This is a genomic window from Pseudotabrizicola alkalilacus (assembly GCF_003443995.1).
Taxonomy (GTDB): domain Bacteria; phylum Pseudomonadota; class Alphaproteobacteria; order Rhodobacterales; family Rhodobacteraceae; genus Pseudotabrizicola; species Pseudotabrizicola alkalilacus.
The window spans coordinates 1-23,387 of record NZ_QWEY01000018.1 but is presented as its reverse complement, the minus strand read 5'-3'; the positions used below and the strand labels follow the sequence as shown (position 1 = coordinate 23,387).

Here is a 23,387-nt window from a genome sequence, read left to right as displayed (position 1 = left end):
CATGGACCACGCCGATATCCTCAAGGCCGCAGGGCTGACCGCAGCCGAAATCTCTGGTGGCACCCTGGCTGTGCGCTCGCCGATTGACGGGGCCGTAGTCGCGCATCTGCACGAGACCGACCCTGCCGATATGCCCGCCCTGATCGCCCGTTCACAAGCGGCGTTCAAGGCATGGCGCACCGTTCCTGCCCCGCGCCGGGGCGAGCTGGTCCGGCTGCTGGGCGAGGAATTGCGCGCGGCCAAGGACGCGCTTGGCGCTCTGGTCACCCTTGAGGCGGGCAAAATCACTTCGGAAGGTCTGGGCGAAGTGCAGGAGATGATCGACATCTGCGACTTTGCCGTGGGGCTGTCTCGGCAGATTTACGGACTGACCATCGCCTCGGAACGCCCTGGCCACCGGATGATGGAAACCTGGCACCCGATGGGGCCGGTCGGCGTGATCTCGGCCTTCAACTTTCCGGTGGCGGTCTGGTCGTGGAACGCGGCACTTGCGCTGGTCTGCGGCAATCCGGTGATCTGGAAGCCGTCTGAGAAAACCCCGCTGACCGCGATGGCCTCGATGAAGATCATGGAGCGCGCATTGAAACGGTTTGGCGATGACGCACCCGAGGGGCTGTGTCAGCTGGTGATCGGCGGGCCTGCGGTGGGTGAGGCGCTGGTGGCGTCCACCGAGGTGCCGGTCATTTCGGCCACAGGATCAACGCGGATGGGCGGTATTGTCGGACCGAAAGTCGCGGCACGTTGGGGACGGTCCATTCTGGAGCTGGGCGGCAACAATGCGATGATCGTCGCGCCATCGGCCGATCTGGATATGGCGGTGCGTGCCATTGTGTTTTCTGCGGTGGGAACGGCAGGCCAACGCTGCACCTCGCTGCGCCGCTTGATTGCCCATCGCTCGATCCACGCCGATCTGGTGGACCGGTTGACCAAGGCCTATGCCTCGTTGCCCATCGGTGACCCACGCACCGGCTCCACTCTGATCGGTCCGCTGGTCGATCAAGCCAGTCGCGATAAGATGATGGCGCAGATCGAGAAAGCCAGGTCCGAGGGCGGCGTCGTGCACGGTGGTCGGCCGGTGACCGAGGGCGTGCCGCATGGCGGTGTCTATGTCGAACCCGCGCTGATCGAGATGGCGGCGCAGACAGATACTGTGCGCGAAGAAACCTTTGCACCCATCCTTTACGTCATGGGCTATGACACGTTGGACGAGGCCATTGCCTTGCAAAATGATGTGCCGCAGGGCCTGTCGTCGTGCATCTTCACCTTGAATCTGCGTGAGGCCGAAACCTTTCTTTCGGCAGGCGGTTCTGATTGTGGCATCGCAAACGTCAATATCGGACCCTCTGGCGCGGAAATCGGTGGGGCATTCGGCGGAGAGAAGGAAACCGGCGGCGGGCGTGAAAGCGGTTCGGACGCTTGGAAGGGCTATATGCGCCGCCAGACCAATACGATCAACTATTCGGCGCAATTGCCGCTTGCGCAGGGTGTCAGGTTTGAGTTCTGACCCCAACCTGTGGCGCGCGTCCAGCCGCGAACAGTTTACCGCTGCTCCGCTTGCCGGTGACCGCGAGGTTGATCTTGCGGTAATCGGCGGCGGCTTTACCGGCTGCGCGGCAGCATTGGAGGCGGCCCGTCAGGGCGCAACGGTCTGCGTGCTGGAGGCGCAGACGGTTGGGCATGGCGGTTCGGGGCGCAATGTCGGGCTGGTCAATGCCGGGCTTTGGTTGCCGCCAGAGGCGGTGATGGCCCAGATGGGGGCGGAGCCTGGCAAGCGGCTGATCGACACGCTGGCCAAGGCTCCGCAGCGGGTCTTTGATCTGATCGCGCGTGAAGGGATCGACTGCGAAGCGACCCGCAAGGGCACCTTGCATCTTGCCCACGCGCCCGCCGGTCTGCGTGAACTGCACGAGCGACACCGGCAAGGCACAGCACTTGGGGCGCCGCTGCAACTGCTGGGCCGGGCAGAAACTGCGCGCCGCACGGGGACGAGCGCGTTTCATGGTGCGCTGTTCGATCCGCGGGCGGGCACGATCCAGCCCCTGTCTTATGTGCGTGGGCTTGCACGGGCAGCCGTGCGGGCCGGGGCAGTAGTGTGTGAATACAGCCCTGTCACCCGTCTGTATCGCGAGTCCGGCCAATGGCAGCTGACGTCACAGGGCCACAGCTTGCGTGCGCGTCGCATTCTTGTGGCGACCAATGCCTATCATCTGGGCATCACCGATCCGTTCGAACCGCAAATCGTCGGGGTGCATTACTGCCAGTATGCAACAGATCCGCTTCCAATGTCCTTGCGTCAGACCATTCTGGCCGGTGGCGAGGGGTGTTGGGATACCGCTCTTGTCATGTCCTCCTTCCGGTTGGATCGGGCCGGGCGGCTGATCATCGGCGGAATTGGCAACGGAGACGGGCCCACAGGTAGCGTGCACGCGGCCTGGGCGGCGCGCAAGTTGGCCCGCATGTTCCCTGCGCTGAAAGGCCAGCCCTTTCCTCATGGCTGGAGCGGGCGGATCGCTATGACCGGCGACCATATTCCCAAGATCGTGGCCTTTGGTCCGGATGCCTATGCGTGTTTCGGCTACTCCGGGCGTGGTATTGGGCCCGGCACCGTTTTCGGCACAGAAGCTGCCCGCGCCCTGCTTTCTGGAAGCTCTGAGACACTTCCGCTTGAACCGAGACCACAGCATCTGGAGCGGTTCACCCAAATCCGGGCCGGGTATTATGAAACCGGGGCATCTGTCATCCATGGCCTTTCCGCGCACAGGCTTGGTCAGAGGCCAGACATCCGCTAGACCGCGCCGCAGTCCCCAAGTTCCGGGCGGAACGTTGCGCGCAAATTGAAAATGATCCCTGTTGGCGTCATTTATGCTCGGCTATGCCCGAGCCCCACTTTTCCGGCCTTGTCTTTTCCTGTCGGGGAATGCTCTGTACCCCCTGTCAGGGCAGGAAATATCAGATGGCCGAGAGGACGCCGACCCGAGCGGTTACGATCAAGGATGTCGCCGCAGCCTCCAATGTTTCGCGCGCGACGGCTGCGCGGGCGCTGAATGGCTATGGCTATGTCGGTGAGGCGGTGGCCTTGCGGGTAACGCAAGAGGCGGCCCGGCTGGGCTATCGTGGAAACCGCGTGGCGCAGGCACTGCGGCAGGGCCAGATGCCGATCATCGGCTTCATCCCCGGTGACATTCAGAACCCGTTTTTTGCCCGCATCGCCCATGATATTGACGTGTTGCTTCGCAGCCGTCGCCATAATCTGATCATTGCATCCAGCGAAGAAAACCAAAAGCAAGAGCGCGAGTTGCTGGACAGTCTTTTCGCACTGAACCTGCGAGGGCTGATTGTGGCACCCGCTTCGGCAGAGGGAAATGACCATCTGCAACGTCTGGCGGCCGAAGGATATCCTCTGGTGCTGATTGACCGGGCTGTGCCGGATGTGGCCTGTGATACCATTTCGGTGGACAACGCGAGGGGCGCGCATGAGGCAGTCAACTATCTGATCCGCAACGGGCATCGGCGCATCGGGGTGATCCACGATGACTCGCGGATCATCACCGCGCAGGAGCGACTGGGTGGGTACCGACAGGCGTTGAGTGATTCGGGCTTGCCAGTCGATCCGCATCTCATGGCAGTTTCGCAGTCCACTGTGCAGCATGCAATTGATGCCACGATCCGGCTGTTCAGCCAGCCCGACCGACCGACAGCGCTGTTCACTTTGGACAGTCTGATGACCACGGGCGCGCTCTTGGCGCTGCGGTCGATGGGGCTTTGTGTGCCGCAGGATGTGTCTTTGGTCGGGTTCGACGATTTCGATCTGGCAACCTTTACGGATCCGCAGATTACTGTTGTGTCTCAGCCTGTTGGTCAAATAGGACCGCTGGCTGTGCAGATGATGATGGAACGGATTTCTGGAGGGGACAGCCCGCCCCGACAGGTCCGCTTTCCGACGAGGTTGATCGTGCGCGGCTCTGTCGCCCGGATGTCCCAAAGCGCGCGATAGGCTGCGCCGGGCACCCCCAAGAATTTTCTTGCCAGAATGAAAGGATCATGACTACATCTGAGTATGAGATCGGTCTCTTTTGGTGCCACATCAAGACGAGACCATTTTTTTAACCAGATGTGATACCGATCTCATTCAGGTGGCGCGAGCGGCAAAGGCCGTTCAAATGCAAGGCATGAAAAGGACGAAACATGCTGAATTTCGACAAAGACCGCTTCATCCGAATTCAGAACGGGGCAGTTTCGATCTCTGAGATGGCGCGGCCTCTTGTGCGCAGGCTGCTGGATCAGGGGATTGAGCGGGTGTACTTCATGGGCACGGGGGGCGTGCAGTTGCTGGTGCTACCCGCACTGGACTTGATTCAGCGCCATTCCACCTTTCCAGTCGCGGCCTGTTACCCGGCGCAGGTGGTGGTTGACCCCCCAGCAGGGCTGGATGAAAAGGCCCTGGTGATCATTCCTTCGTTGTCAGGGACAACCCGAGAAAGCGTCGAGCTGATGGCCTTTCTCAAAGCCCGCAGTGTAACGACCTTGACACTGACGGGCCATGCCGACACGCCTTTGGCGCGCGATGCCAGCCACACCTTTACCAATTTCGCCGAAGACGACACATCGTCGGAGTCCTTTTATCTGCAAACGCTCATCCTTGCACTGGCGCTGCTGGCAGAGACCGGCGCGCTGCCGGACCACGACGCCATCATGGGCGAGCTCAAGACCTTGCCGGCCCTGTTGGTCGCGGCGAAGGAGGCCTATGAGCCAAAGGCTGCGGCACTGGCCGAGGCCATTCAGAACGAGCCTTGGCACATCTTTACCGGTGCCGGATCGGTCTGGCCAGAAGCCAACTACTACGGGATGTGCATTCTTGAGGAAATGCAATGGATACGCACCCGCCCTGTCCATGCGGCCGACTTCTTTCATGGCACGTTGGAACTGGTCGAGCCGGGCGTCAGTGTCTTTCTGTTCAAGGGCGAAGACGCCCTACGGCCACTTGCTGACCGGGTAGAACGCTTTGCACGCCGTTACACGGATAAGCTTTGGGTTCTGGACGCGGCAGATGTGGCGCTGCCGGGTGTTTCCCGGCGTGTGCGTACAATGATCTCGCCCATCCTGCTGGCAACCTTGCTTGAACGGTTGAGCGCCCATCTGGAGGTGTTGCGCGACCATCCACTGACCACCCGCCGCTATTACAAACGTGTCGAATACTGACGCGATCCGAAGAAAAACAAAGTCTATGCAACAGAAGGAGAGGAAGATGAAACGGTCCCTGCTGACGGCAATTCTTGCCGTGACGACGACCCTTGGTGCCGGTGGCGCCATTGCGCAGACCCTGATCGCCGATCCGGCGGCTCTGGTGACGCATGAGGGTACGCTGAAGGTGATGACCAAATTCGGCATGCAGCGCCTTGCACCGTATTTTGCTGATCTTGCAAAGGCTTATGAGGCTGCGCATCCTGGGGTGACGATCGAGCTGATCCAGGAAGATGATGACAGCATCAAGAGCAAGAGCAAGACGCTTGTCGCCGCCAATGCAATGCCCGACATCTTCTTTTCCTGGACCGGCACCTGGGGCGGAAACTTTGTGCGCGGCGCGCGCGCGGTCGATCTGACCCCTGTGATCGGGCCGGGCACCGAATGGGGCAAGGCCCTTTCTCCGGCTGCGGTGGATGCGTTCGTCTATGATGGCAAGAACTATGGCATTCCGCTTTACCTGGATGCGAAGTTCATGGGTTTCAGTAAGCCCGCCTTTGAAAAAGCGGGGATCGAGGTTCCTACGGATCTCGACGCACTTCTGGTCGCCTGCGATCAGCTGCGCGCGGCGGGCTACACCCCCATTGCCATCGGCAACAAAGAGCCCTGGGTGGGGGTTCACTATATTGGCCAGCTTCTGGCGTATAACGTGCCCCGCAATGTGCTTGAAGCCGATTTCGAGCCCGCGACGGCCACCTATGACGACCCCGGCTATGTGGCTGCGCTGGAGCAGTTCGGCCAGATTGCCGACCGCTGTACCGTGGGAAAGGCGATGAACGGCATTTCCTACCAGACCGCCATTCAGGAATTGAGCGATGGCAAGGCGGCGATGTACTATCAGGAAATCATCGAATTTGACAACGCCGCCAGTGCAACAACGACACTGAAGCCTGAAGAGTTCGGCTTTTTCCGGTTGCCTGCTCCTGCAGATGCCAAAGGCGATGCCGAAGCGCTGGAAGGTGCGCCCGAAGGCTACATGATCTCGTCTGCGTCAGAGAATGTGGCCCTTGCGCTTGATTTCATGCGCTTTGTGACTAAACCGGAAAACGGCAAGATCCTGTCGGCACCGCCCTATGGCCAGCCGAGTGCGGTCGTCGGCGGTGCGGATGCGGCGACGATGAACCCGTCTGTTGTTGGCGGGCTCGACGACATTGCGCAGGCGTCCTATCTGATCCAGTGGCTTGATACCGTGAACCATCCGCGCGTTGCGTCGGCTTGGTTGTCGGGCATTCAGGCCTATGTGGGCGGGGATATGAGCGCCGAAGCTGTTGTCGCCTCGGTTCGGGCGGCAGCGGAAGCGGCGAAGTGATGAAAGGGGCCGCTGGTACATCCACCGGCCCGGGGCGCGCTGACGGCGCGCCCCATCCGATCCGGCGCGGGCTTGGCGCGCTCTGGTCGCTGCGGTGGGTTGCTGTGGCACTTGGGATCGTGGGCTGGTTTGTCTATTTCCCGATCCTGAACAATTTTGTGGTCAGCACCACGCGACATGACATTTTCACCGGAGAAGTGGCGCAGATCGGCCTGGACAACTACCGCCGTCTGATTGCCGATCCGGTGATCGCAACGGCACTTTGGAACAACACGGCCTATGCGCTGCTGTCGATCCTGTTTCAAGTTTTCGGGGCTTTCTGGCTGGCAGCGATTGTCGAAGGTCTGCGGTCAGACCGCTGGCGTTCGATCTGGCGTGCGGTCTACTTTATCCCCTCGGCCATTTCGACCACGGTCACCGGCCTTCTGTTCTATTTCATCTATCAACCTGGCATCGGCATTCTGGACGGTCTTTTGACCGAGCTGGGGCTGGAGCATCTTTCGCGGGTCTGGCTGGGTGAATCCTCGACGGCGATCTACGCCATTATCGCGATGAGCCAATGGCAGGGATTTGGCTATTCGACCCTGCTCTTTTCGGTCGCCATTCAGAAGATCCCGCAAGAGCTTTACGATGCCGCGCGGATGGATGGCGCAGGGTCGCTACGGCAGGTCTGGTCGATCACCATGCCAATGACGCGCGAGATGACCGGGATGATGATCATCGTCACAGTGACGGGCGCGTTTCAGGTATTCAACGAGGTCATGGTGATGACAGCTGGCGGGCCCAATAATTCAAGTCAGGTGCTGGGTACCTGGCTGTTCGAGCAAGGCTTCAATCAGAACGACATGGGCTATGCCGCAGCGATCGGGTCGCTGATCTTTGGGGTGACCATGCTTTGTGGGGTGGCGCAGCTTTGGTATACCCGTCACCGGAGGGTGCTGGCATGACGGGGGGACACCGTTTCTGGCCTTCGGTCACAAAAGCGATGCTCTGGGCTTTTCTATGTGCCATGGGCCTGCTTGTGATTTACCCTCTGTTCTGGATGGGTCTGGGCGGCTTCAAGTCCAACAGCCAGATCTTCAGCGATCCGTTTGCGCTGCCCGAAAGCTGGTCATTTGCGAACTACCTGACGGCATGGCAGGCAACCCAGGGCTATATGGTGTCAAGCCTGCTGGTCACGCTGATCTCGACGCTGACAACGGTGACCATCAGCGCCTGGACCGCATTTGGCCTGACCCGGACCGAAATCCCCGGCAAACCGCTGGTGGTGGGCATTGTGCTGGGCGGCATGATGCTAAGCCCGACTGTGGCGCTGGTACCGCTGGTGCGCATGCTGCAGGACTATGGCATCTACGACACCCATGCCGCACTGATCCTGCTGTACACAGCGTTCCGGGTGCCGTTCACAACCTTTCTGATCCGCGCTTACATGCTGGATCTGCCGCGCGATCTGGATGAGGCGGCTATGATGGACGGGGCCTCGCCCGGACAGATCTTCCGCAAGGTGATCCTTCCCTTGTGCCAGCCGATTCTGATCTCCTGCGTCGTGCTGCACATTTTGTTTGCGTGGAACGAATACCTGTTTGCGATGATCTTCACCAACAGCCCCGGTGTGCAGACACTTCCCGTTGGCCTGACCTCGATGATGTCGAAACAGGGTACAAACTTCGCTGCCGTTTTTGCGGCGATGACGATCTCGGCCCTGCCGATCGTCATCATCTTCTTTCTGACCCAGCGGTATTTCATCCGCGGCCTGACTCAGGGAATCGGCAAATGACCAGCCTTGCACGCGTGACGCTTCACCCACTTTTTGCGCCCGCTTTGCTGGAAAGGCGCGCGGTATGACGGGCCCCCTGATGATCGCCGTGGGCGACAATTGTCTTGATGTCTATCTGACGCGCAATCAGCTTGCGGTTGGCGGCAATGCACTCAACGTTGCGGTGCAATGGCGCAATCTCGGGCTGCGCGTCCGTTATATGGGGGTTGTCGGTCCGGATGCCGAGGGCGACACCATTCTGGCCGCTATTGCAAAAGCCGGACTTGACCCGGCCGATTGCGAGCGCAGGCCCGGTCATTCGGCCGTGACCCTGTTGCAAGATCGGCTGGGCGACCGGCGATTTTTGCTGGAAGATCTTGGTGTCGGCCTGCACTACATGCCGGGTGTCGAAGGTCTAGCCGCTTTGGCGCAGGCGGATTGGGTGCATCTTGGCACCAATTCTTCGCCAACCTTACTGCGGTATCTGCTCGATGCGGGTCTGAATTTCAGCGTTGATTTGTCCACCGCCTATGCGACCCTGGATCTGGCGGGGGTGCCGTTGGTTTTCGCATCCGGACCTGAAGACAATGCGCAGCCCGTGTCTCCGCTGATAGATGGATTGCTGGCGCGGGGGGCACAGCGCGCCGTTGTCACCTGCGGACGGCGGGGTGCCTATTATCATGATGGTTTCAAGCTGCATCAGGGGGCGGCGCAGCCCATCACAGTGGTTGATACCTGTGGTGCGGGTGACAGCTTTATTGCGACTTTTCTTGCCGATCACATGATAGGGGGCCAGCCTGCCCCCGAGGCGCTGCGCCGTGCCACGATGGCTGCTGCGGTCACATGCATGCACGAAGGCGGGTTTCCTCAAGGGCTCGGACCAATCCCCGACTGGCTGCTACAGAAATATGCCGGGGTTATCGCCTCGGCGGAGGTGTGACATGACACGATTGACCATGCGTCCCGTGGCGATTGCCGCCGACAGTGACAGATCATACTGGTTGCAGGATGTTGATGCACGCGCCGCATCGGCGCCGTTGTCCGGCAGCTCCCAGTGTGATGTTGCGATCATTGGCGGCGGCTATTGCGGGCTGTGGACAGCTCTGCGACTGAAGGAGCAGGCACCTGAATTGCGGGTGACCATTCTGGAGGCCGACATCTGTGGCGGCGGCGCATCTGGGCGCAATGGCGGGCAAGTACACAGTTGGTTCGCCGAAATCGACCAGCTGACGCGGGTTGTCGGAGCCGAAGAGGCGCTGCGCCTGTGTCGTGCCACTGCGGATGCGATCGAAGAGCTGGCGGCCCTGCACTCGTCGGGGACCATCGAAATGGACCTGCGTCTGGATGGCTGGCTGTGGACAGCAAGCTCTGCCGCGCAGGAAGGTGCCTGGAACCCGGCTGTTGCAGCCACTGCCAAGCGTGGCGAAGCGCCCCTGCGTCCGCTTGATGCCGGCGCTATCAGGCGCCGCAGCGGCACTGACAGTTCATATGTGGGCGTCGAGGAGGTGCGGGCGGGCAGTGTCCATCCGGCCAAGCTTGCGCTTGGGTTGCGCGCTCTTGCGCAAAGTCGTGGTGTCGTGGTGCATGAGGCTACACCCGTGCACCATATCGAGGCGGGTAAACTGTGCCGCCTGATCACGCCTGATGGTACGTTGTCGGCAGGTAAAGTGGTTATCGCCACCAATGCCTGGGCTGCGTCCATCCCCGAGCTGCGGCGTTATATGTATGTTGTGGACAGCCAGATCATTGCGACCGCTCCGGTGCCGGAAAAGCTGGAGGCTTTGGGCTGGACCAGTGGCGCGTCGATCTGTGACGCACAGGCACATGTGCTGTATTGGCAGCGCACGCCGGGCGGGCGGGTAATTTTTGGACGTGGCAGTGGCAACGTGGCGTTCTCCGGTGCCTTCGGGCCTGATTTCAACCGCCGCACTGGCCAGACTCACGACAACCTGCGTGAGCTGCACCGGGTGTACCCGACGCTTCGCGACGTTGCGATCACACATGACTGGACCGGCCCCATAGATTGCATGGCCGAGCATCTGCCGGTCTTTGGCCACCTGTCCGGTCAGCCCGATATTCTGTTCGGCGTGGGTTTCAACGGAACCGGCATCGCCCAGACACCGGTGGCAGGGCGCATTCTTGCCAGCCTGGTCCTTGGGCATGATGACGAATGGTCACGCAGTGGACTGGTTGGCCTTGCGCGACGCACGGCGCTTCCGCCTGAACCGATCCGCTATCTGGGTGCCCGTGTGGTGCGCCACGCGATCCGTTTGCGGAACGATGCCGAGATTGAAAACCGCCGCCCCGCTACGTGGGTGCGGGTGCTCTCTTCGCTTGCGCCCGGCCACTGAGACGCGCTGCTGATCATAGGGAAATCAAATGGCAAATCTGACCCTGCGCGCTGTGCGCAAGAGTTATGGCACCATGCCTGTTTTGCATGGCATTGATCTTGATATAGCCGAAGGTGAGTTTGTGGCTTTTGTCGGGCCTTCGGGCTGCGGAAAATCCACATTGCTGCGCTGCATTGCCGGTCTGGAAGACATTTCTTCGGGCGAGTTGCGCATCGGGGATATCGTGATGAATCATGTGGCTCCGGCCGAACGTGGCATCGCGATGGTTTTTCAGTCTTATGCGCTGTATCCGCATATGACGGTGTTCGAGAACATGGCATTCGGGCTGCGGATCGCGGGCAGGCCCAAGGCAGAGATCACAGCCCGCGTGCATGCAGCTGCTGAAAAGCTGCAACTTGTGCCCTATCTGGACCGCCCCCCGCGGGCGCTCTCGGGCGGGCAACGTCAACGGGTTGCGATCGGCCGGGCCATCGTGCGTGATCCGCAGGTGTTCTTGTTTGATGAACCGCTGTCGAACCTGGATGCCGCCCTTCGGGCGGCGACGCGTGTCGAAATTGCGCGGTTAAAGAAGTCCATGCCCGGCACGACGATGATCTATGTCACTCATGATCAGGTTGAAGCAATGACATTGGCCGACCGTATCGTTGTGCTGCGTGGCGGTCATATCGAGCAGGTCGGCCGTCCCATCGAGCTTTACCGCAATCCCGCCAATCTGTTTGTTGCCGGGTTTATCGGATCACCCGCGATGAATGTTCTGCCCGCGCGCGTGGAGCACGCAGGCGAGAGGTCGGTCTTTCGTCTGGCAGATGAGGCATTGTTGCATCTGCCCTTGCAGATGTCGGAAAGCGAGGTCGGCCGCGCGGTTTATCTGGGTATCCGCCCGGAAGACCTTCGTCTCGCCGCAGAGGCAGACGAGCCGCTTTTACAGGGGCGGATCCTGTTGATCGAGCATTTGGGCGAAGTGCAGATCCTGCATGTCGATGTGGGTGCCGCGAAAGAGACGCCGCTGCTGGTCAAGGTTCCCGGGACCACGCAACTGGATGAGAACATGACTGTGGTGCTGGCCGCCGATCCGGACTCAGTTCGTCTTTTTGATGCAGAAGGCATAGCTATGCGGACCCTGCGGGCAGAGTCTGTCGGTTGCTAGACATCTATTGTGTAAGTGATCCGATTTGTGGGGGTGGCGAGCAGTGAACGTTGCAGGGGGCGCATGTCATCATCATACACGATCTTTTCCATGTCAAAGAGCGGCTCACCCAGATTGCAGTTGAGCACCTGACGGTCTGCCTGCCCTGCAAGACGAACATTTATGTGACGTCGCGAGTGCTTGACCTGAACACCGTACTTTTGACGAAGCAGGCCATAAAGCGAAACGTCGTCGTGCAGTTCTTCGGCCAGGCCTGGAAACCGGGCCAGCTCAAAGTAGGATTGATCAATACTCAACGGCCCTTTGCGGGTCCGGATCAGGCGGCGAACCTGTAGGACCAACGTCCCGCGTGCGAGTGCGAGCGCGTCGGCTGTCGGAATATCTGCCGCAATCGTGTCGATCGACAGCAACTGGTTATGGGGGTCTGCGCCCAGTGCAGTATAGGTCTCTGTAAAGCCGTTGAGCTTTACAAGGCTGGTCACAATCCGCTGGACCGAAACAAACGTGCCCTTCCCGGCGCGCTTTTCCAGCACGCCTTCGTCCTGCAATTCACTGATGGCTCGGCGTACCGTAATCCGGCTGACCGCATAAATGTCACACAGCTGGGTCTCGGTCGGCAAAAGGCCACCTTCGGCATATTTGCCCTCTCCGATCTCAGCCAGAAGGCGTTGCTTGATCTGGCTGTAGAGCGGAACTGAGTCAACGCGCGAGAGATTGTCGGCGGCCTCTGCCAGTCTGGCCGGCCCGGTGAAATCGGTCATATGAAAAGGCCTTTCATCAGGCTGCTGTCGGGGCTGCGAAATACCGAAAGATTTTGACACTTCTGGCAGGAAAAATCAATCCTATTGAAAAATATAGGAAAATTAGTGTTGACAGACTCAGGTATCACTGAGAACTTATGTATAACGTTATATAACATTATATCGGAGATAAGATGCTGACCGAGACGATCACCACCCAGATCACCAACGCCCTGAAGGCAGTCGCTGACTGCGGTACAGTCACGGATATTTTCTATGTCGCCTGTGGCGGCTCATATGCGCTGATGCTTCCCAACCAATATGCTGTCGAACGGGAATCCTCCTCGATTGCGGGGCAGGCCCTGAATGCTGCCGAGTTCAAGGCGCGCGCGCCAAAGCGGCTGGGGAAAGGATCGGTCGTGATCCTGTGCTCGCATTCCGGCACCACGCCTGAAACTGTCGAGGCGGCAAAAATCGCCCGCGCCGCGGGGGCGCTGACCATTTCACTGACCCATGTGCCGGGCAGCCCGCTGGATGAGGCGTCTGAGCACACCATCAATTATACGCACGCCCCAATGTCGATGAGTGCCGAGCATTCGCCTGCCGTACTGGCCCGCCTGACCTTTGGCATTCTCGCGGCGCGTGAAGGCAGCAAGCTGGTGGTCGACATTGATGCTGGGCTGGCCAAAATCGGTGGCATCGTTGACAAGGCCATCGCCGACCAGAAAGAAGCGATTGCTGCCTATGCCGAGGCGCACAAGCGCGAGCCGGTGATCTACACCATGGCATCGGGCGCGAACTATGGCCCGGCCTATTCTTATGCGATCTGTATCTATCAGGAGATGCAGTGGATCCACTCCGCCTGCATTCATGCCGGGGAATACTTCCACGGGCCTTTCGAGATCACCGATTTCGACGTTCCCTTTGTGCAGCTGGTCGGCGTCGGTGCTTCGCGCAGCGTGGATGAGCGCGCGCTGGCCTTTGCGCAGAAATACTCACAGCGCATGACGGTCCTCGACGCAAAGGCACTGGGTGTTGATGAGATGCCCGCCTCGGTCGCCGAGTATCTGCAGCCCCTCGTCTTCTCATCGGTGCTGCGGGCCTATGCCGACAAATTGGCGGATGCCAAAGGTCATCCGCTTTCGGTCCGTCGCTATATGTGGAAGATGGAATACTGAGCTTGCCCCGCTGGAGGGGGTAAGCCCCCTCCGGCAAACCCAACAGGAGGAAGAAAGATGAAAAGACTGTCCCGGACGGTTTCGGCCGTCACCCTCGCCCTGCTAAGCGCCGCCCCCGCCTTTGCGGATGTGGAGCTGAAGCTGTTTCATCGTTGGCCAAATGCGCCGTTCAAGCCGTATATCGACAGCGTGATCGCTGATTTCGAAGCGGCAAATCCGGGCATCACGGTTGTGACCGATCAGGTGCTCAACGATTCCTACAAAGACAAGATCCGCGTTGTTCTGGGGTCATCGAACCAGCCCGATATCTTCTTTTCCTGGAGCGGCGAGTGGGCCTTTAACATCGCGCGTGCCGGCCGGTCCATGGATCTGACGCCGGTTCTGGCGGCCAACCCCGACTGGGCCGGGAACATCATCGAGGCCCAGATCGAGCCCTTTACCATGGATGGCAAGGTCTATGGCCTGCCATGGCAGATGGACGGCAAGGCGATCTTTTACAACAAGGACAGCTGGGCGCAGGCCGGTATCACCGAAGAGCCAAAGACCTTTGGCGAATTGATGGCCGTCTGTGCAAAGCTGAAAGAGGCGGGCCAGCTGCCGCTGTTGTTCGGCTCGAAAGCGCCTTGGGCGATCAGCCATTACATCGGCACCTTCAACGAGCGGATCATCCCCGCCGAAGTGCTGGCCGCAGATTACAACCGTGCGACCGGCGAATTCACCCATCCCGGCTATGTGACAGCGCTTGAGAAGTTTCAGGAGCTTTCAACCTGCATGAACCCATCGCCGAATGGGATTGACCATGAGACGGAGCGGAATGGCTTTGTCGCAGGGCGGGGGGCGATGTCTTATCTGCAATATGCAGAAATGGGCTATCTGAAAGACGCCACTTTCCCCTTTGGCTTCTTCATCTTCCCGTCGATCGAAGATGGCGAAGGCCAGCCGGACACGCTGCAGGGCGCACCTCAGGGCTGGATGATTGCCGAAGGCTCGCCGCACAAGGAAGAAGCGGTCAAATTTCTGCAATTCCTGCTTTCACCCGAGATGGGCGCGCGGCTGACCACCGAGACCGGCATCATCAGCCCGATCAAGGGGGCGGTGACCGATCAGTCTGCAACGCCTGAACAGATCGTTGCTTTTGACCAGATCATGAATGCCGGCGACCCCTATATCTGGCTGGACACCGCGCTCGATGCGAATGTCGCAGATGCCTATATGAAGGGGGTTCAGCTGTTGCTTGACGGGCAGAAAACCCCGGCTGACGTGATGGCCGATGTGCAGGCCGCGGCAAAGCGTGTGCGCGACGGGCTCTGACCTTCGCGCAGCCGCACCTTGGCGCGCTCCCCGCTGAGGTGTGCCGGACGACAGGCAGCGGCCAAGGTGCCGCTGCCGGTTTCCGATCTCTGACGATCTATCCCTGACGACCCAGACCCCGTGACTTTTGCAAGGACAGACCGATGCCCGCCAGGCTTACCGACCTCTTGCTTTATACGGCACCATTCCTGATCGTGACGGCGGTTTTCGTGTTCTATCCGCTGGTCGCAAACATCTGGTACAGCTTTTACAGCTTTTCAGCCTTTGACCCGGTGATGCGGCCAGCAGGCTTGGGCAATTACCAGAGGCTTGTGACCGATCCGGCGATCGTGACCGCGCTTGTCAACGTCAGCCTGTATGCGGTGTTGTCGGTGATGTTTCAGGTCGGGCTGGGGCTGGTGCTGGCAGCCATCCTGAGCCAGGCATTTCTGGGGTTCTGGGCAAAGCTGTTCCGCACCCTGTTTTTCATTCCGGTGGTGATGTCGATCACGGTGATCGCCTTTGTCTTCACCTTCTTTTACGATCCGTTCAGTGGTTTGCTGAACATGGCGCTGCAAGCCGTGGGTCTGGGTCATTGGGCGCGGGCGTGGCTGGGCGAAAGCGCCACCGCAATCTATGCCGTTATCGCCGTCTCGCAATGGCAGAGTGTGGGGTATGTGATGATGCTGTTCATCGTCGCCATCCAGTCCATTCCCCGTGATCTGTATGAGGCGGCCGAACTCGACGGTGCGGGGGCGGTGGCGCAGTTCTTCCATATCACCGTGCCACAGGTGCGCGAGATGCTGATTGTGGCCACAGTCGTCACGGTCACCGGATCAATCACCGTGTTTTCCGAACCCTACATCATGACCGGCGGCGGGCCGGGCGATTCCTCGGCCACCCTTGCCACCTATATGTACCGCTCGGCGTTCTTTCGCGACGAGATGGGCTATGCCGCTGCCATTGCCGCACTGATCTTTGTGGCAACCATGGTGGTGTCGCTGCTGCAACTGCGTGTCTTCGGAAAGGCGAAATAAGATGACATCCACATTTGCCCGGCACCCCGGTCGTCTGCTGGTCATTCTGGTGCTGCTGCTGCATTCGGTGATTGTGATCTATCCCTTGTTCTGGATGATCACCAATTCGTTCAAAACCACGCAACAGATCTTCGAGGCATCCTGGACGATGCCGACGGTCTGGGTGGTCGAAAACTATGTAAAGGCATGGCAAGGCGGGATTTCTGCCTATTTCATGAACTCCGTCATCGTGACGGGCAGCACCATTGTTCTGACCCTCGCCCTGTCGTCGCTTGCCGCCTTTGGCATGACGCGGGCCGAAGCGGGCGGTGCGGGGCGCGCGGCAGGTCTGGTGCTGATGGCCTGCATTGGCGGGATGCTGGTGGCTCCCCAGGTCGCTCTGGTGCCGCTTTACAAGATGATGCAGGCGCTGCATTTGCACGATACACATTTGGCGCTGATCCTGATGTATACCGCCTATCGGCTGCCGATCACCGTGCTGCTGATCCGCGCGGTCTTTGTGACGGTGCCCCGCGATCTGGATGACAGCGCCCATATCGACGGCTGCACGTCGTTCCAGACACTGTGGCATGTCTACCTGCCGATGAGCCGCTCTATCCTGCTGACTGCCTCGGTGCTGACGGCCTATCACGCATGGAACGAGTTCCTGTTCGCGATCATCTTTATCGACAGTGACCGGCTGAAAACCGTGCCCGCCGGGCTGATGAACTTCCGCGATGCGTTGATGACAGATTGGGGTGTACTGGTGGCCGGGCTGGTCATTTCGGCCGCACCCATCGTGATCATGTTCATTCTGGCACAACGCTACTTCATGTCCGGCTTTGCCGCAGGGGCGGTGAAGGGATGACCAACCCCGGAGATCTGACTATGACCACCCCCGCGTATGGACTTGTGGGTATCGGCGACAATGTCGTGGACCATTATCTTGACCAGGGCGTTTATTATCCTGGTGGCAACGCGCTGAATGTGGCGGTTCTGGCCCGGCGTTTCGGGCTGCAGGACACCGCCTATATCGGGATCATCGGCAATGATGAGGAAGGCGCGCATGTTCATGCCAGCCTTCTGTCCGAGGGCCTTTCGGATGCCGGACTGCGGGTTGCCATGGGCGAAACCGGCAAGGCGAAAGTGACGCTGCAGGACGGAGACCGGGTCTTTCTGGGGTCGAACAAGGGCGGCTTGCGCAAGCGGCTGACGCTACGGCTGGATGAGGACGACCTGGAACTGATTGCGAGGCTGGGTCATGTCCATTCATCCTGCTTCAGCTATGTGGAGCACGAGTTGCCGCGCATCGCAAAGACCGCGCAGAGGCTGTCTTTTGATTTCTCTGCCCTGCGGGATGCAGCGTATTTCGCGCAGGTCTGTCCCTATGTCACGACGGCGTTCCTGTCCGGTTCCGATCTGGAGGAAGAGGCCGCCTTGGAGCTGATCCGACACATTCACGCGCTGGGGCCCGCTCAGGTCTGCGTGACACAAGGGGAGCGAGGCGCCTTGTTCAGTGATGGAACACATGTGGTCCGGCAAGGCATCATGCCGGCACAAGTGGTTGATACGATGGGGGCAGGGGACGCCTTTATCGCGGGCTGGCTGGCCGCGACGATCGGCGGGACCGATGCTTTTGCAGCCCTTCCCCTTGCCGCGTCAGCAGCAGCGCGCGCCTGTGGCTGGCCTGCTGCCTTTGGCTATCCGCATCCCGCATTTTGACCAGAAAGATCCCAAGGAACCCCCATGGCCAAGCTTGTTCTGTCCGATATCCGCAAATCCTATGGCACATTCGAGGTGCTCAAGGGCATTGACCTCCAGATCGACAGCGGAGAACTTGTGGTCTTTGTCGGCCCTTCGGGCTGCGGGAAATCCACGCTTTTGCGGATGATTGCAGGCTTAGAGGAAATCACCTCTGGCACGCTGGAGCTTGATGGCGTTGTGGTCAACAAAGTGTCGGCTTCAAAGCGCGGCATTGCGATGGTGTTTCAGTCCTATGCGCTTTACCCCCACATGACCGTACGCAAGAACATGGCGTTCGGCTTGAAAATGGCGCGTCTGCCAAAAGACGAGATTGCGCGTCGTGTCGACAAGGCCGCGCAGATGCTACAACTAGGGCCCTATCTGGACAGGTTGCCCAAAGAGCTGTCTGGCGGGCAGCGTCAGCGCGTGGCCATTGGTCGGGCCATCACGCGCGAGCCCCGGATTTTTCTGTTTGATGAGCCGCTCTCGAACCTCGATGCTGCGTTGCGGGTCGCAACGCGGGTCGAGATTGCCGGTCTGCATGAACGTCTGCCACAAGCCACGATGGTCTATGTGACCCACGATCAGGTCGAAGCGATGACACTTGCCGACCGTATCGTGGTGATGAATGCGGGGCGCGTCGAACAGGTTGGCACTCCGATGGATCTGTACCATCGCCCGGCCAATCTCTTTGTCGCTCAGTTCGTCGGATCACCGGCCATGAACATCGTGCGCGGGCGCATCGTGGACGGAAAGCCAGTATCGGACCCAGATGGGCCGCTTCATCTGGGGATGCGCCCGGAACATCTGGTGCTGGCCGATGCTCAACATCCGGCGGTGATCGAAGGCCGTGTCCTGTTGGTCGAGCATCTGGGCGAGGTAACACTTGTGCATGTAAAAACCGCGGCTGAGAAAGCGGTCATTGCCAAACTGGCGGGGGATTGCCCCGTCACGCGCGGCTCTGACATCAAGCTGGGAATCGCGGCTGAAGATGTTCATTGCTTCGATGCCGAAGGACAGCGATTGGGTTGAGCCGTCGCATGAGCGCAACCTGTATCCGACCTGAAAGGCCGCTCCCTGGGCAGCCTCTGGGCATAGCCACCACCGCGCTGTCGCATGTGATCGGGCGCTTGGAGGCCAGCCTTGGCGTGCGGCTGTTCAACCGAACGACCCGCAGCGTTGCGCTCACCGATGCCGGGCGTGAATTTGTTGCCCGTGTCGCACCTGCGTTGACAGAGATCCGCGCCGCGATGGAGACCGTGCGCTCTTGGCGCGAAACGCCGTCGGGAATGCTGCGGATCAACGTTTCGGTGCAGGCGGGGCGGGTGGTCGCGCCACTGGTGTTGTCATTTCTGCGCCACTATCCCGAGATGCAGGTTGACCTTGTGACCGAAGGCCGTCTTGTTGATATCGTCGCCGAGGGGTTCGATCTGGGCATCCGGCCCGCCAATCTGGTGCCGCGCGATATGGTCGCATTGCCGCTGGGTGGCCCCGCACGCCCAGCTGTGGTGGCCGCGGCATGGGCCATACCTGCCACCGACGGATGAACCCTCGCCCCGAGGGTCACCGTTCCGGCTCAGGACTGGTCTACCGGAATTGCCGACATAGTCAGGCTGGCCACCGCACATGACCCCGCAAGTCCTGTCGAGCTGTGCTCGGTCAGGTCACGTGTTCCCGATATCGGTCGCCAGTCTGTCGACAAACTTGCTTATCCGGAGTGATCGCACGGTAGCGGGGTTGAGCAGGGCCACGATGTCAGCGTCCGGAAGCGACCAATCGGGGAGCACCCGCACCAATTTACCCTCGGCCAGGTCGCCTGAAACGCTCCACTCGGATCGTTCGACGATGCCGAAACCATCCAATGCCCAGGCTCGCAGAACTTCCCCGTCGTTGCAGGCATAGACAGGCTGCACCCGCAAGCTTGTCTCGATGCCACCGGGTCCGGTCAGTGGCCAAAGCGTCGCGTCGGCCCGGTTCTCGCGAACCACGCCGACCCTATGGACTGACACGTCTTGCGGGCGTTGCGGAAGGCCACATTGTCTGGCGTAACTGACCGAAGCGACCAGGAATCGACGGTTCGACGCCAGTTTGCGCTGCGTGATCCTTAGATGTGGCAGTCGCCCGACATGAATGAGGACGTCCCAGAGCCCGCTATTGATTGTGTTTACAGGGTCTTCGCTGAGGCTGAGTGTTGGCCGCAGCTCCGGGTTCTCGTTTCCGAAGCGTGCCAGAACCGGAGCCACGCGCAGCCGCCCGAACCCGAAAGGCGCAATCACGTGCAGCGGCCCCTCGACCCGGCCAGCACGGGCAGACATCTCGTCCTTCAGACTTTCGACATTGTCCAGAATGCCTTTTGCGCGCTCGACGAAATAGGCCCCTTCTGCCGTCAGCCAAAGGTTGCCGCGACCGCGTTCGATAAGGCGCAAGCGCAGCCGGTCCTCCAGCAACGACAGTCGTTGCGACACAGCGGGCGGGGTCACATTCAGAGCCCGTGCCGCTGCCGCAAGGCTTGGTGCCGCAGAAAGAGCCGTGAGAAAACGCAAGTCGGATACATCAATCATTAAGGCGCAGCTTAATGTAAGCTTCAACTCATGTAAATATGCCATAAGGGACATCAATGTTAGATCGTCAGAGACAGCTTGAGGATCGACCGATGACAGACCCTGATCTATTGAGCCTGAAGGCTCTGCCGACACCCGCGCTTCTGCTCGACGAGTGGCGGATGATGCGCAACATCACGCGTTTGGCCGAGCGTGCCACTGGCCTGGGTGTTTCACTGCGGCCGCATCTGAAAACCGCGAAGTCGCTTGACGTTGCAAACCGTGTGACTGGCGGCGCGCCCGGTTCGATCACTGTCTCGACCTTGGCAGAGGCCGAAATCTTTCACAACGCGGGCCACTCCGACATCCTTTACGCAGTCGGGATCGCGCTGCAGAAGCTGGAACGCGTGCAAGCGCTGCGTGCTCAGGGCTGCGACCTGGTTGTGATCCTTGACAATCAGGCACAAGCGCAGGCCGTGGCACGGGCAAACGTGCCCGCATTGATCGAAATCGACAGCGATGGCCATCGCGGTGGCCTGCGACCGGATGACCCGGTTCTGATTCAAGTGGGGCGCATCTTGCATGACAGCGGATGTCTGCGCGGGGTTATGACCCATGCAGGCGAAAGCTATACTGTTCGCGGCGTCGAGGCGCATGCCGACTTTGCTGAACTGGAGCGTAAGGCAACCGTCTCTGCAGCAGAAGTGTTGCGTGGAGCGGGTCTGTCCTGCGCTGTCGTGAGCGTTGGTTCGACACCGACCGCCCACGCCGCACGTGATCTGACCGGCGTCACGGAACTGCGGGCCGGGGTCTACATGTTCTTTGACCTTGTGATGGCGGGGATCGACGTCTGCACCCCCGATGACATCGCGCTCAGCGTGCTGACGACCGTGATCGGACATCAGCCGGCCAAGGGGTGGACAATGATCGACGCGGGCTGGATGGCATTGTCACGGGACCGTGGAACAGCCTCGCAGGATGTGGATCAGGGTTATGGTTTGGTTTGCGACGAAAACGGCCTCGTTCTGAATGACCTGATCGTCAGTAGTGCCAATCAGGAACATGGAATCGTCTCCCTTCGCCCCGGCGCAGACAAGCCGATGCCGAACCTGCCCGTTGGAACCCGCTTGCGCATCCTGCCCAATCACGCGTGCGCGACTGCCGCACAGCATGACCGTTACAACGTGCTGCAGCAGGGCGGTGGCCCGATGAAAACCTGGGACCGTTTTGGTGGCTGGTGAGGAGACCGCGACGTGATCCTGATACACGAGGCGCAGTCCTCTGCCATTGTCACGCCCGAACTCGCCTTTGCAGGCTGTGCCCCGCAAAACCGCTTCACCATCAAGTCGGCCTCGAATATCGAACTGGCTGGTTTGAAAGTCGGTGCATATTTTCCTACCAATGATGCAAGGGGGCTGCCAAGACATGCCTCGACGATCTTGTTGATCGACCAGACCACCGGTCGTATTGGTGCTTTGATCGAGAGACCGGCATTCAATTGCTATCGCACGGCTGCGGCGGATGCAGGGGTCTTGGCCCTGTTTGGAACCGGCCATCAAGCGGCCTATGGGGCACGGGCTATCGCCCGCATACAGAACCTGTCCCGTTTACGGGTGGTCGGCAGAAACCCGTCACGTACAAACATCTTTGTCGAAGGCTTGCGGAATTCTGGCTTACCAGCAAAGTCTGCGCCGGCAGAAACCGCTGTCCGGGCTGCAGATATCATCATCTGCGCGACAACCTCGACCGCACCGCTCTTTGAGACCGAATGGGTCCGTCCGGGAACACATATTTCCTCAATGGGGTCGGACTCTCGGGGAAAGCAGAACTGCCCCGTGCCCTTTTTGCGCGCGCTTGTCTTTTCTGTGATCTGCCGGAGCAGTCGTTGCGCATCGGCGAATTTCAGCATGCCGATCCGGACGCCATTGGTGCGGTCCTGTCAGGCGATGCGCCAGGGCGACAGAATGAAAGCGAGATCACCATTATTCGACAGTTCGGGCATATCCATGCAAGACCTCTACATGGCGAAGGCCATCCTCGACCGGCATACAGTGTGTATTGACGCGAGACAGCCGTAGGCGGTTCTGGCTGAACCAGCGTCGCGACGGATGCAGGCCTCCCTGAACATCCGGCTCCGCTCTTTGAGGCGGGCGCTCGCGGGTTACGCAGCGCTTTTCCATTTTAGCGGGGATACGTAAACGATGGTGTCACCGACACTGACCATTACATCGCCGTCCTGAATGTTGATCTGGAGCTTCATCGTGCGGCTTGCCAATTTCGCCAGCTCACCCGTATCTTGCTCAGAGAAACCGATCACCTGAAGGTTTGCAAAACGCGTGGTGCTGGTCTTGATCTTGTCCCACCAAACTTCGGCTGTCCTGCCGCCATAAGGATAGACGATCACCTTGTCAGCCTTGCTGCACGATTGACGCATCACCTTTTCGCTGGGAAGCCCCAGGGTCACCCACACATCAAGTTCGCCGCTCAGGCTCTTTTGCCAGATGTCTGGTTCATCATCGGCTGAAAGACCCTTGGTCATCTCCAGATTTTCATGGGCGTTCAGTGCGAAGGCAATGATGCGTACCATCAACCGCTCGTCTGTCTCCGAGGGGTGCTTGGCAACGGTCAGTTTATGGGTTTCATAGTAGTGCCGATCCATGTCGGAGACCGAAAGCTCGACTTTGTATATGGTGGCATTCTGCGCCATGTTTTGTCCCAAAACTTGAAAGATTGGGATGCTTACCGGGTCTGGTGACTTTGTGAAAGAAGATAACGCCACGAACATCCGGCATGAACGGGAGTGGCGTCTGACAACGGGCTGGCTGGCGGGAATCCTGCGCTCTGCAACAGTTGGTTCGACTGTAATCGGCACAAGGAAGCTGCCATCTATTCCCTTGAAGTTCCCGAATTGTCGCAAGTGCAAATTGAATGTGTCCTGCCTGAACGCAATGTTGTCACCAAGATAATGAGTCCGCGCTTCATCAAAGTAGAAATGTCCTTTCTCGACTCAATCGGGGTGTGGCGGGGCAGGGTGGAGACATCACACATCGGAGGCCTGTCCCGCCACTTGCGCGGC

The 23,387-nt window shown here is 59.7% G+C and carries 22 protein-coding genes and 1 pseudogene; 20 read left to right on the top strand and 3 right to left on the bottom strand.

Annotation, left to right across the window (positions count from 1 at the left end):
- Position 1 precedes the first annotated feature (1 nt).
- From amaB to D1012_RS20760, 10 genes are all read left to right on the top strand, one after another.
- Positions 2-1,504 (top strand): L-piperidine-6-carboxylate dehydrogenase, encoded by a 1,503-nt coding sequence (gene amaB, locus D1012_RS20805; protein ID WP_118156051.1) that lies wholly within the window; start codon positions 2-4, stop codon positions 1,502-1,504.
- Positions 1,494-2,789 (top strand): NAD(P)/FAD-dependent oxidoreductase, encoded by a 1,296-nt coding sequence (locus D1012_RS20800; protein WP_118156050.1) that lies wholly within the window; start codon positions 1,494-1,496, stop codon positions 2,787-2,789. The genes amaB and D1012_RS20800 overlap by 11 nt, the downstream gene beginning before the upstream one ends.
- 164 nt (positions 2,790-2,953) lie before the next feature.
- Entirely contained in the window at positions 2,954-3,994 is a 1,041-nt protein-coding gene (locus tag D1012_RS20795; protein WP_118156049.1) for a LacI family DNA-binding transcriptional regulator, read from the top strand.
- A 191-nt stretch (positions 3,995-4,185) separates the two neighbouring features.
- Entirely contained in the window at positions 4,186-5,199 is a 1,014-nt protein-coding gene (locus D1012_RS20790) for an SIS domain-containing protein (protein ID WP_118156048.1), read from the top strand.
- Positions 5,200-5,245: 46 nt separating this feature from the next.
- Positions 5,246-6,550 carry an ABC transporter substrate-binding protein gene (locus D1012_RS20785; RefSeq protein ID WP_118156047.1) on the top strand — a complete coding sequence of 435 codons (1,305 nt, stop codon included), beginning with the start codon at positions 5,246-5,248 and terminating at the stop codon, positions 6,548-6,550.
- Positions 6,550-7,497 carry a carbohydrate ABC transporter permease gene (locus tag D1012_RS20780; protein ID WP_118156088.1) on the top strand — a complete coding sequence of 316 codons (948 nt, stop codon included), beginning with the start codon at positions 6,550-6,552 and terminating at the stop codon, positions 7,495-7,497. Before D1012_RS20785 ends, D1012_RS20780 begins: the two co-directional genes overlap by 1 nt.
- Complete coding sequence (locus tag D1012_RS20775; protein ID WP_118156046.1) at positions 7,494-8,327, top strand: carbohydrate ABC transporter permease; 834 nt, start codon at positions 7,494-7,496, stop codon at positions 8,325-8,327. The genes D1012_RS20780 and D1012_RS20775 overlap by 4 nt, the downstream gene beginning before the upstream one ends.
- A gap of 64 nt (positions 8,328-8,391) precedes the next feature.
- On the top strand, positions 8,392-9,246 hold the full coding sequence (locus tag D1012_RS20770; RefSeq protein WP_118156045.1) for a PfkB family carbohydrate kinase: 855 nt from the start codon (positions 8,392-8,394) through the stop codon (positions 9,244-9,246).
- 1 nt (position 9,247) lies between these two features.
- On the top strand, positions 9,248-10,657 hold the full coding sequence (locus D1012_RS20765) for an NAD(P)/FAD-dependent oxidoreductase (RefSeq protein ID WP_118156044.1): 1,410 nt from the start codon (positions 9,248-9,250) through the stop codon (positions 10,655-10,657).
- A gap of 28 nt (positions 10,658-10,685) precedes the next feature.
- Entirely contained in the window at positions 10,686-11,804 is a 1,119-nt protein-coding gene (locus D1012_RS20760) for an ABC transporter ATP-binding protein (protein ID WP_118156043.1), read from the top strand.
- Here the strand turns inward: D1012_RS20760 and D1012_RS20755 are convergent.
- Positions 11,801-12,565, bottom strand: coding sequence for a UTRA domain-containing protein (locus tag D1012_RS20755; protein WP_118156042.1), 765 nt, complete (start codon positions 12,563-12,565; stop codon positions 11,801-11,803). The two genes, D1012_RS20760 and D1012_RS20755, sit on opposite strands and share 4 nt — an antisense overlap.
- 173 nt (positions 12,566-12,738) lie before the next feature.
- Here D1012_RS20755 and D1012_RS20750 point away from each other — a divergent pair, with 173 nt between their 5' ends.
- The 7 genes and pseudogenes from D1012_RS20750 to D1012_RS20720 all read left to right on the top strand — a co-directional run.
- The gene (locus tag D1012_RS20750) at positions 12,739-13,722 is read left to right on the top strand and encodes an SIS domain-containing protein (RefSeq protein ID WP_118156041.1); all 984 of its coding nucleotides are present in this window, start codon (positions 12,739-12,741) and stop codon (positions 13,720-13,722) included.
- Between the two features lie 57 nt (positions 13,723-13,779).
- Positions 13,780-15,033 carry an ABC transporter substrate-binding protein gene (locus D1012_RS20745; protein WP_118156040.1) on the top strand — a complete coding sequence of 418 codons (1,254 nt, stop codon included), beginning with the start codon at positions 13,780-13,782 and terminating at the stop codon, positions 15,031-15,033.
- A 143-nt stretch (positions 15,034-15,176) separates the two neighbouring features.
- Positions 15,177-16,049: a carbohydrate ABC transporter permease gene (locus D1012_RS20740; RefSeq protein WP_118156039.1), complete on the top strand. Its 873-nt coding sequence runs from the start codon at positions 15,177-15,179 to the stop codon at positions 16,047-16,049.
- Position 16,050: 1 nt separating this feature from the next.
- Positions 16,051-16,896, top strand: a complete 846-nt coding sequence (locus tag D1012_RS20735; RefSeq protein ID WP_118156038.1) for a carbohydrate ABC transporter permease — start codon at positions 16,051-16,053, stop codon at positions 16,894-16,896.
- A gap of 20 nt (positions 16,897-16,916) precedes the next feature.
- Positions 16,917-17,750, top strand: a complete 834-nt coding sequence (locus D1012_RS20730) for a PfkB family carbohydrate kinase (protein WP_118156087.1) — start codon at positions 16,917-16,919, stop codon at positions 17,748-17,750.
- Between the two features lie 24 nt (positions 17,751-17,774).
- On the top strand, positions 17,775-18,803 hold the full coding sequence (locus D1012_RS20725; protein ID WP_118156037.1) for an ABC transporter ATP-binding protein: 1,029 nt from the start codon (positions 17,775-17,777) through the stop codon (positions 18,801-18,803).
- A 56-nt stretch (positions 18,804-18,859) separates the two neighbouring features.
- Positions 18,860-19,288 (top strand): annotated as a pseudogene (locus D1012_RS20720) (LysR family transcriptional regulator); the annotation flags it as partial.
- A gap of 147 nt (positions 19,289-19,435) precedes the next feature.
- On the opposite strand, the gene D1012_RS20715 reads toward D1012_RS20720, so the two are convergent.
- A complete protein-coding gene (locus tag D1012_RS20715) occupies positions 19,436-20,332 on the bottom strand; it encodes a LysR substrate-binding domain-containing protein (protein WP_118156086.1) in 897 nt (298 codons plus the stop codon).
- 92 nt (positions 20,333-20,424) lie between these two features.
- Between D1012_RS20715 and D1012_RS20710 the strand changes: the two genes are divergently transcribed.
- Together D1012_RS20710 and D1012_RS20705 are read left to right on the top strand one after the other, a co-directional pair.
- Positions 20,425-21,552 carry an alanine racemase gene (locus tag D1012_RS20710; protein WP_118156036.1) on the top strand — a complete coding sequence of 376 codons (1,128 nt, stop codon included), beginning with the start codon at positions 20,425-20,427 and terminating at the stop codon, positions 21,550-21,552.
- A 12-nt stretch (positions 21,553-21,564) separates the two neighbouring features.
- Positions 21,565-22,389: an ornithine cyclodeaminase family protein gene (locus D1012_RS20705; protein ID WP_199489591.1), complete on the top strand. Its 825-nt coding sequence runs from the start codon at positions 21,565-21,567 to the stop codon at positions 22,387-22,389.
- Between the two features lie 83 nt (positions 22,390-22,472).
- Here D1012_RS20705 and D1012_RS20700 read toward each other — a convergent pair whose 3' ends face one another.
- Entirely contained in the window at positions 22,473-23,018 is a 546-nt protein-coding gene (locus D1012_RS20700) for a YaeQ family protein (RefSeq protein WP_118156035.1), read from the bottom strand.
- Between the two features lie 93 nt (positions 23,019-23,111).
- Between D1012_RS20700 and D1012_RS23075 the strand changes: the two genes are divergently transcribed.
- Positions 23,112-23,387: hypothetical protein (locus tag D1012_RS23075; protein WP_233517224.1), on the top strand; the 276-nt coding region annotated here is incomplete at its 3' end.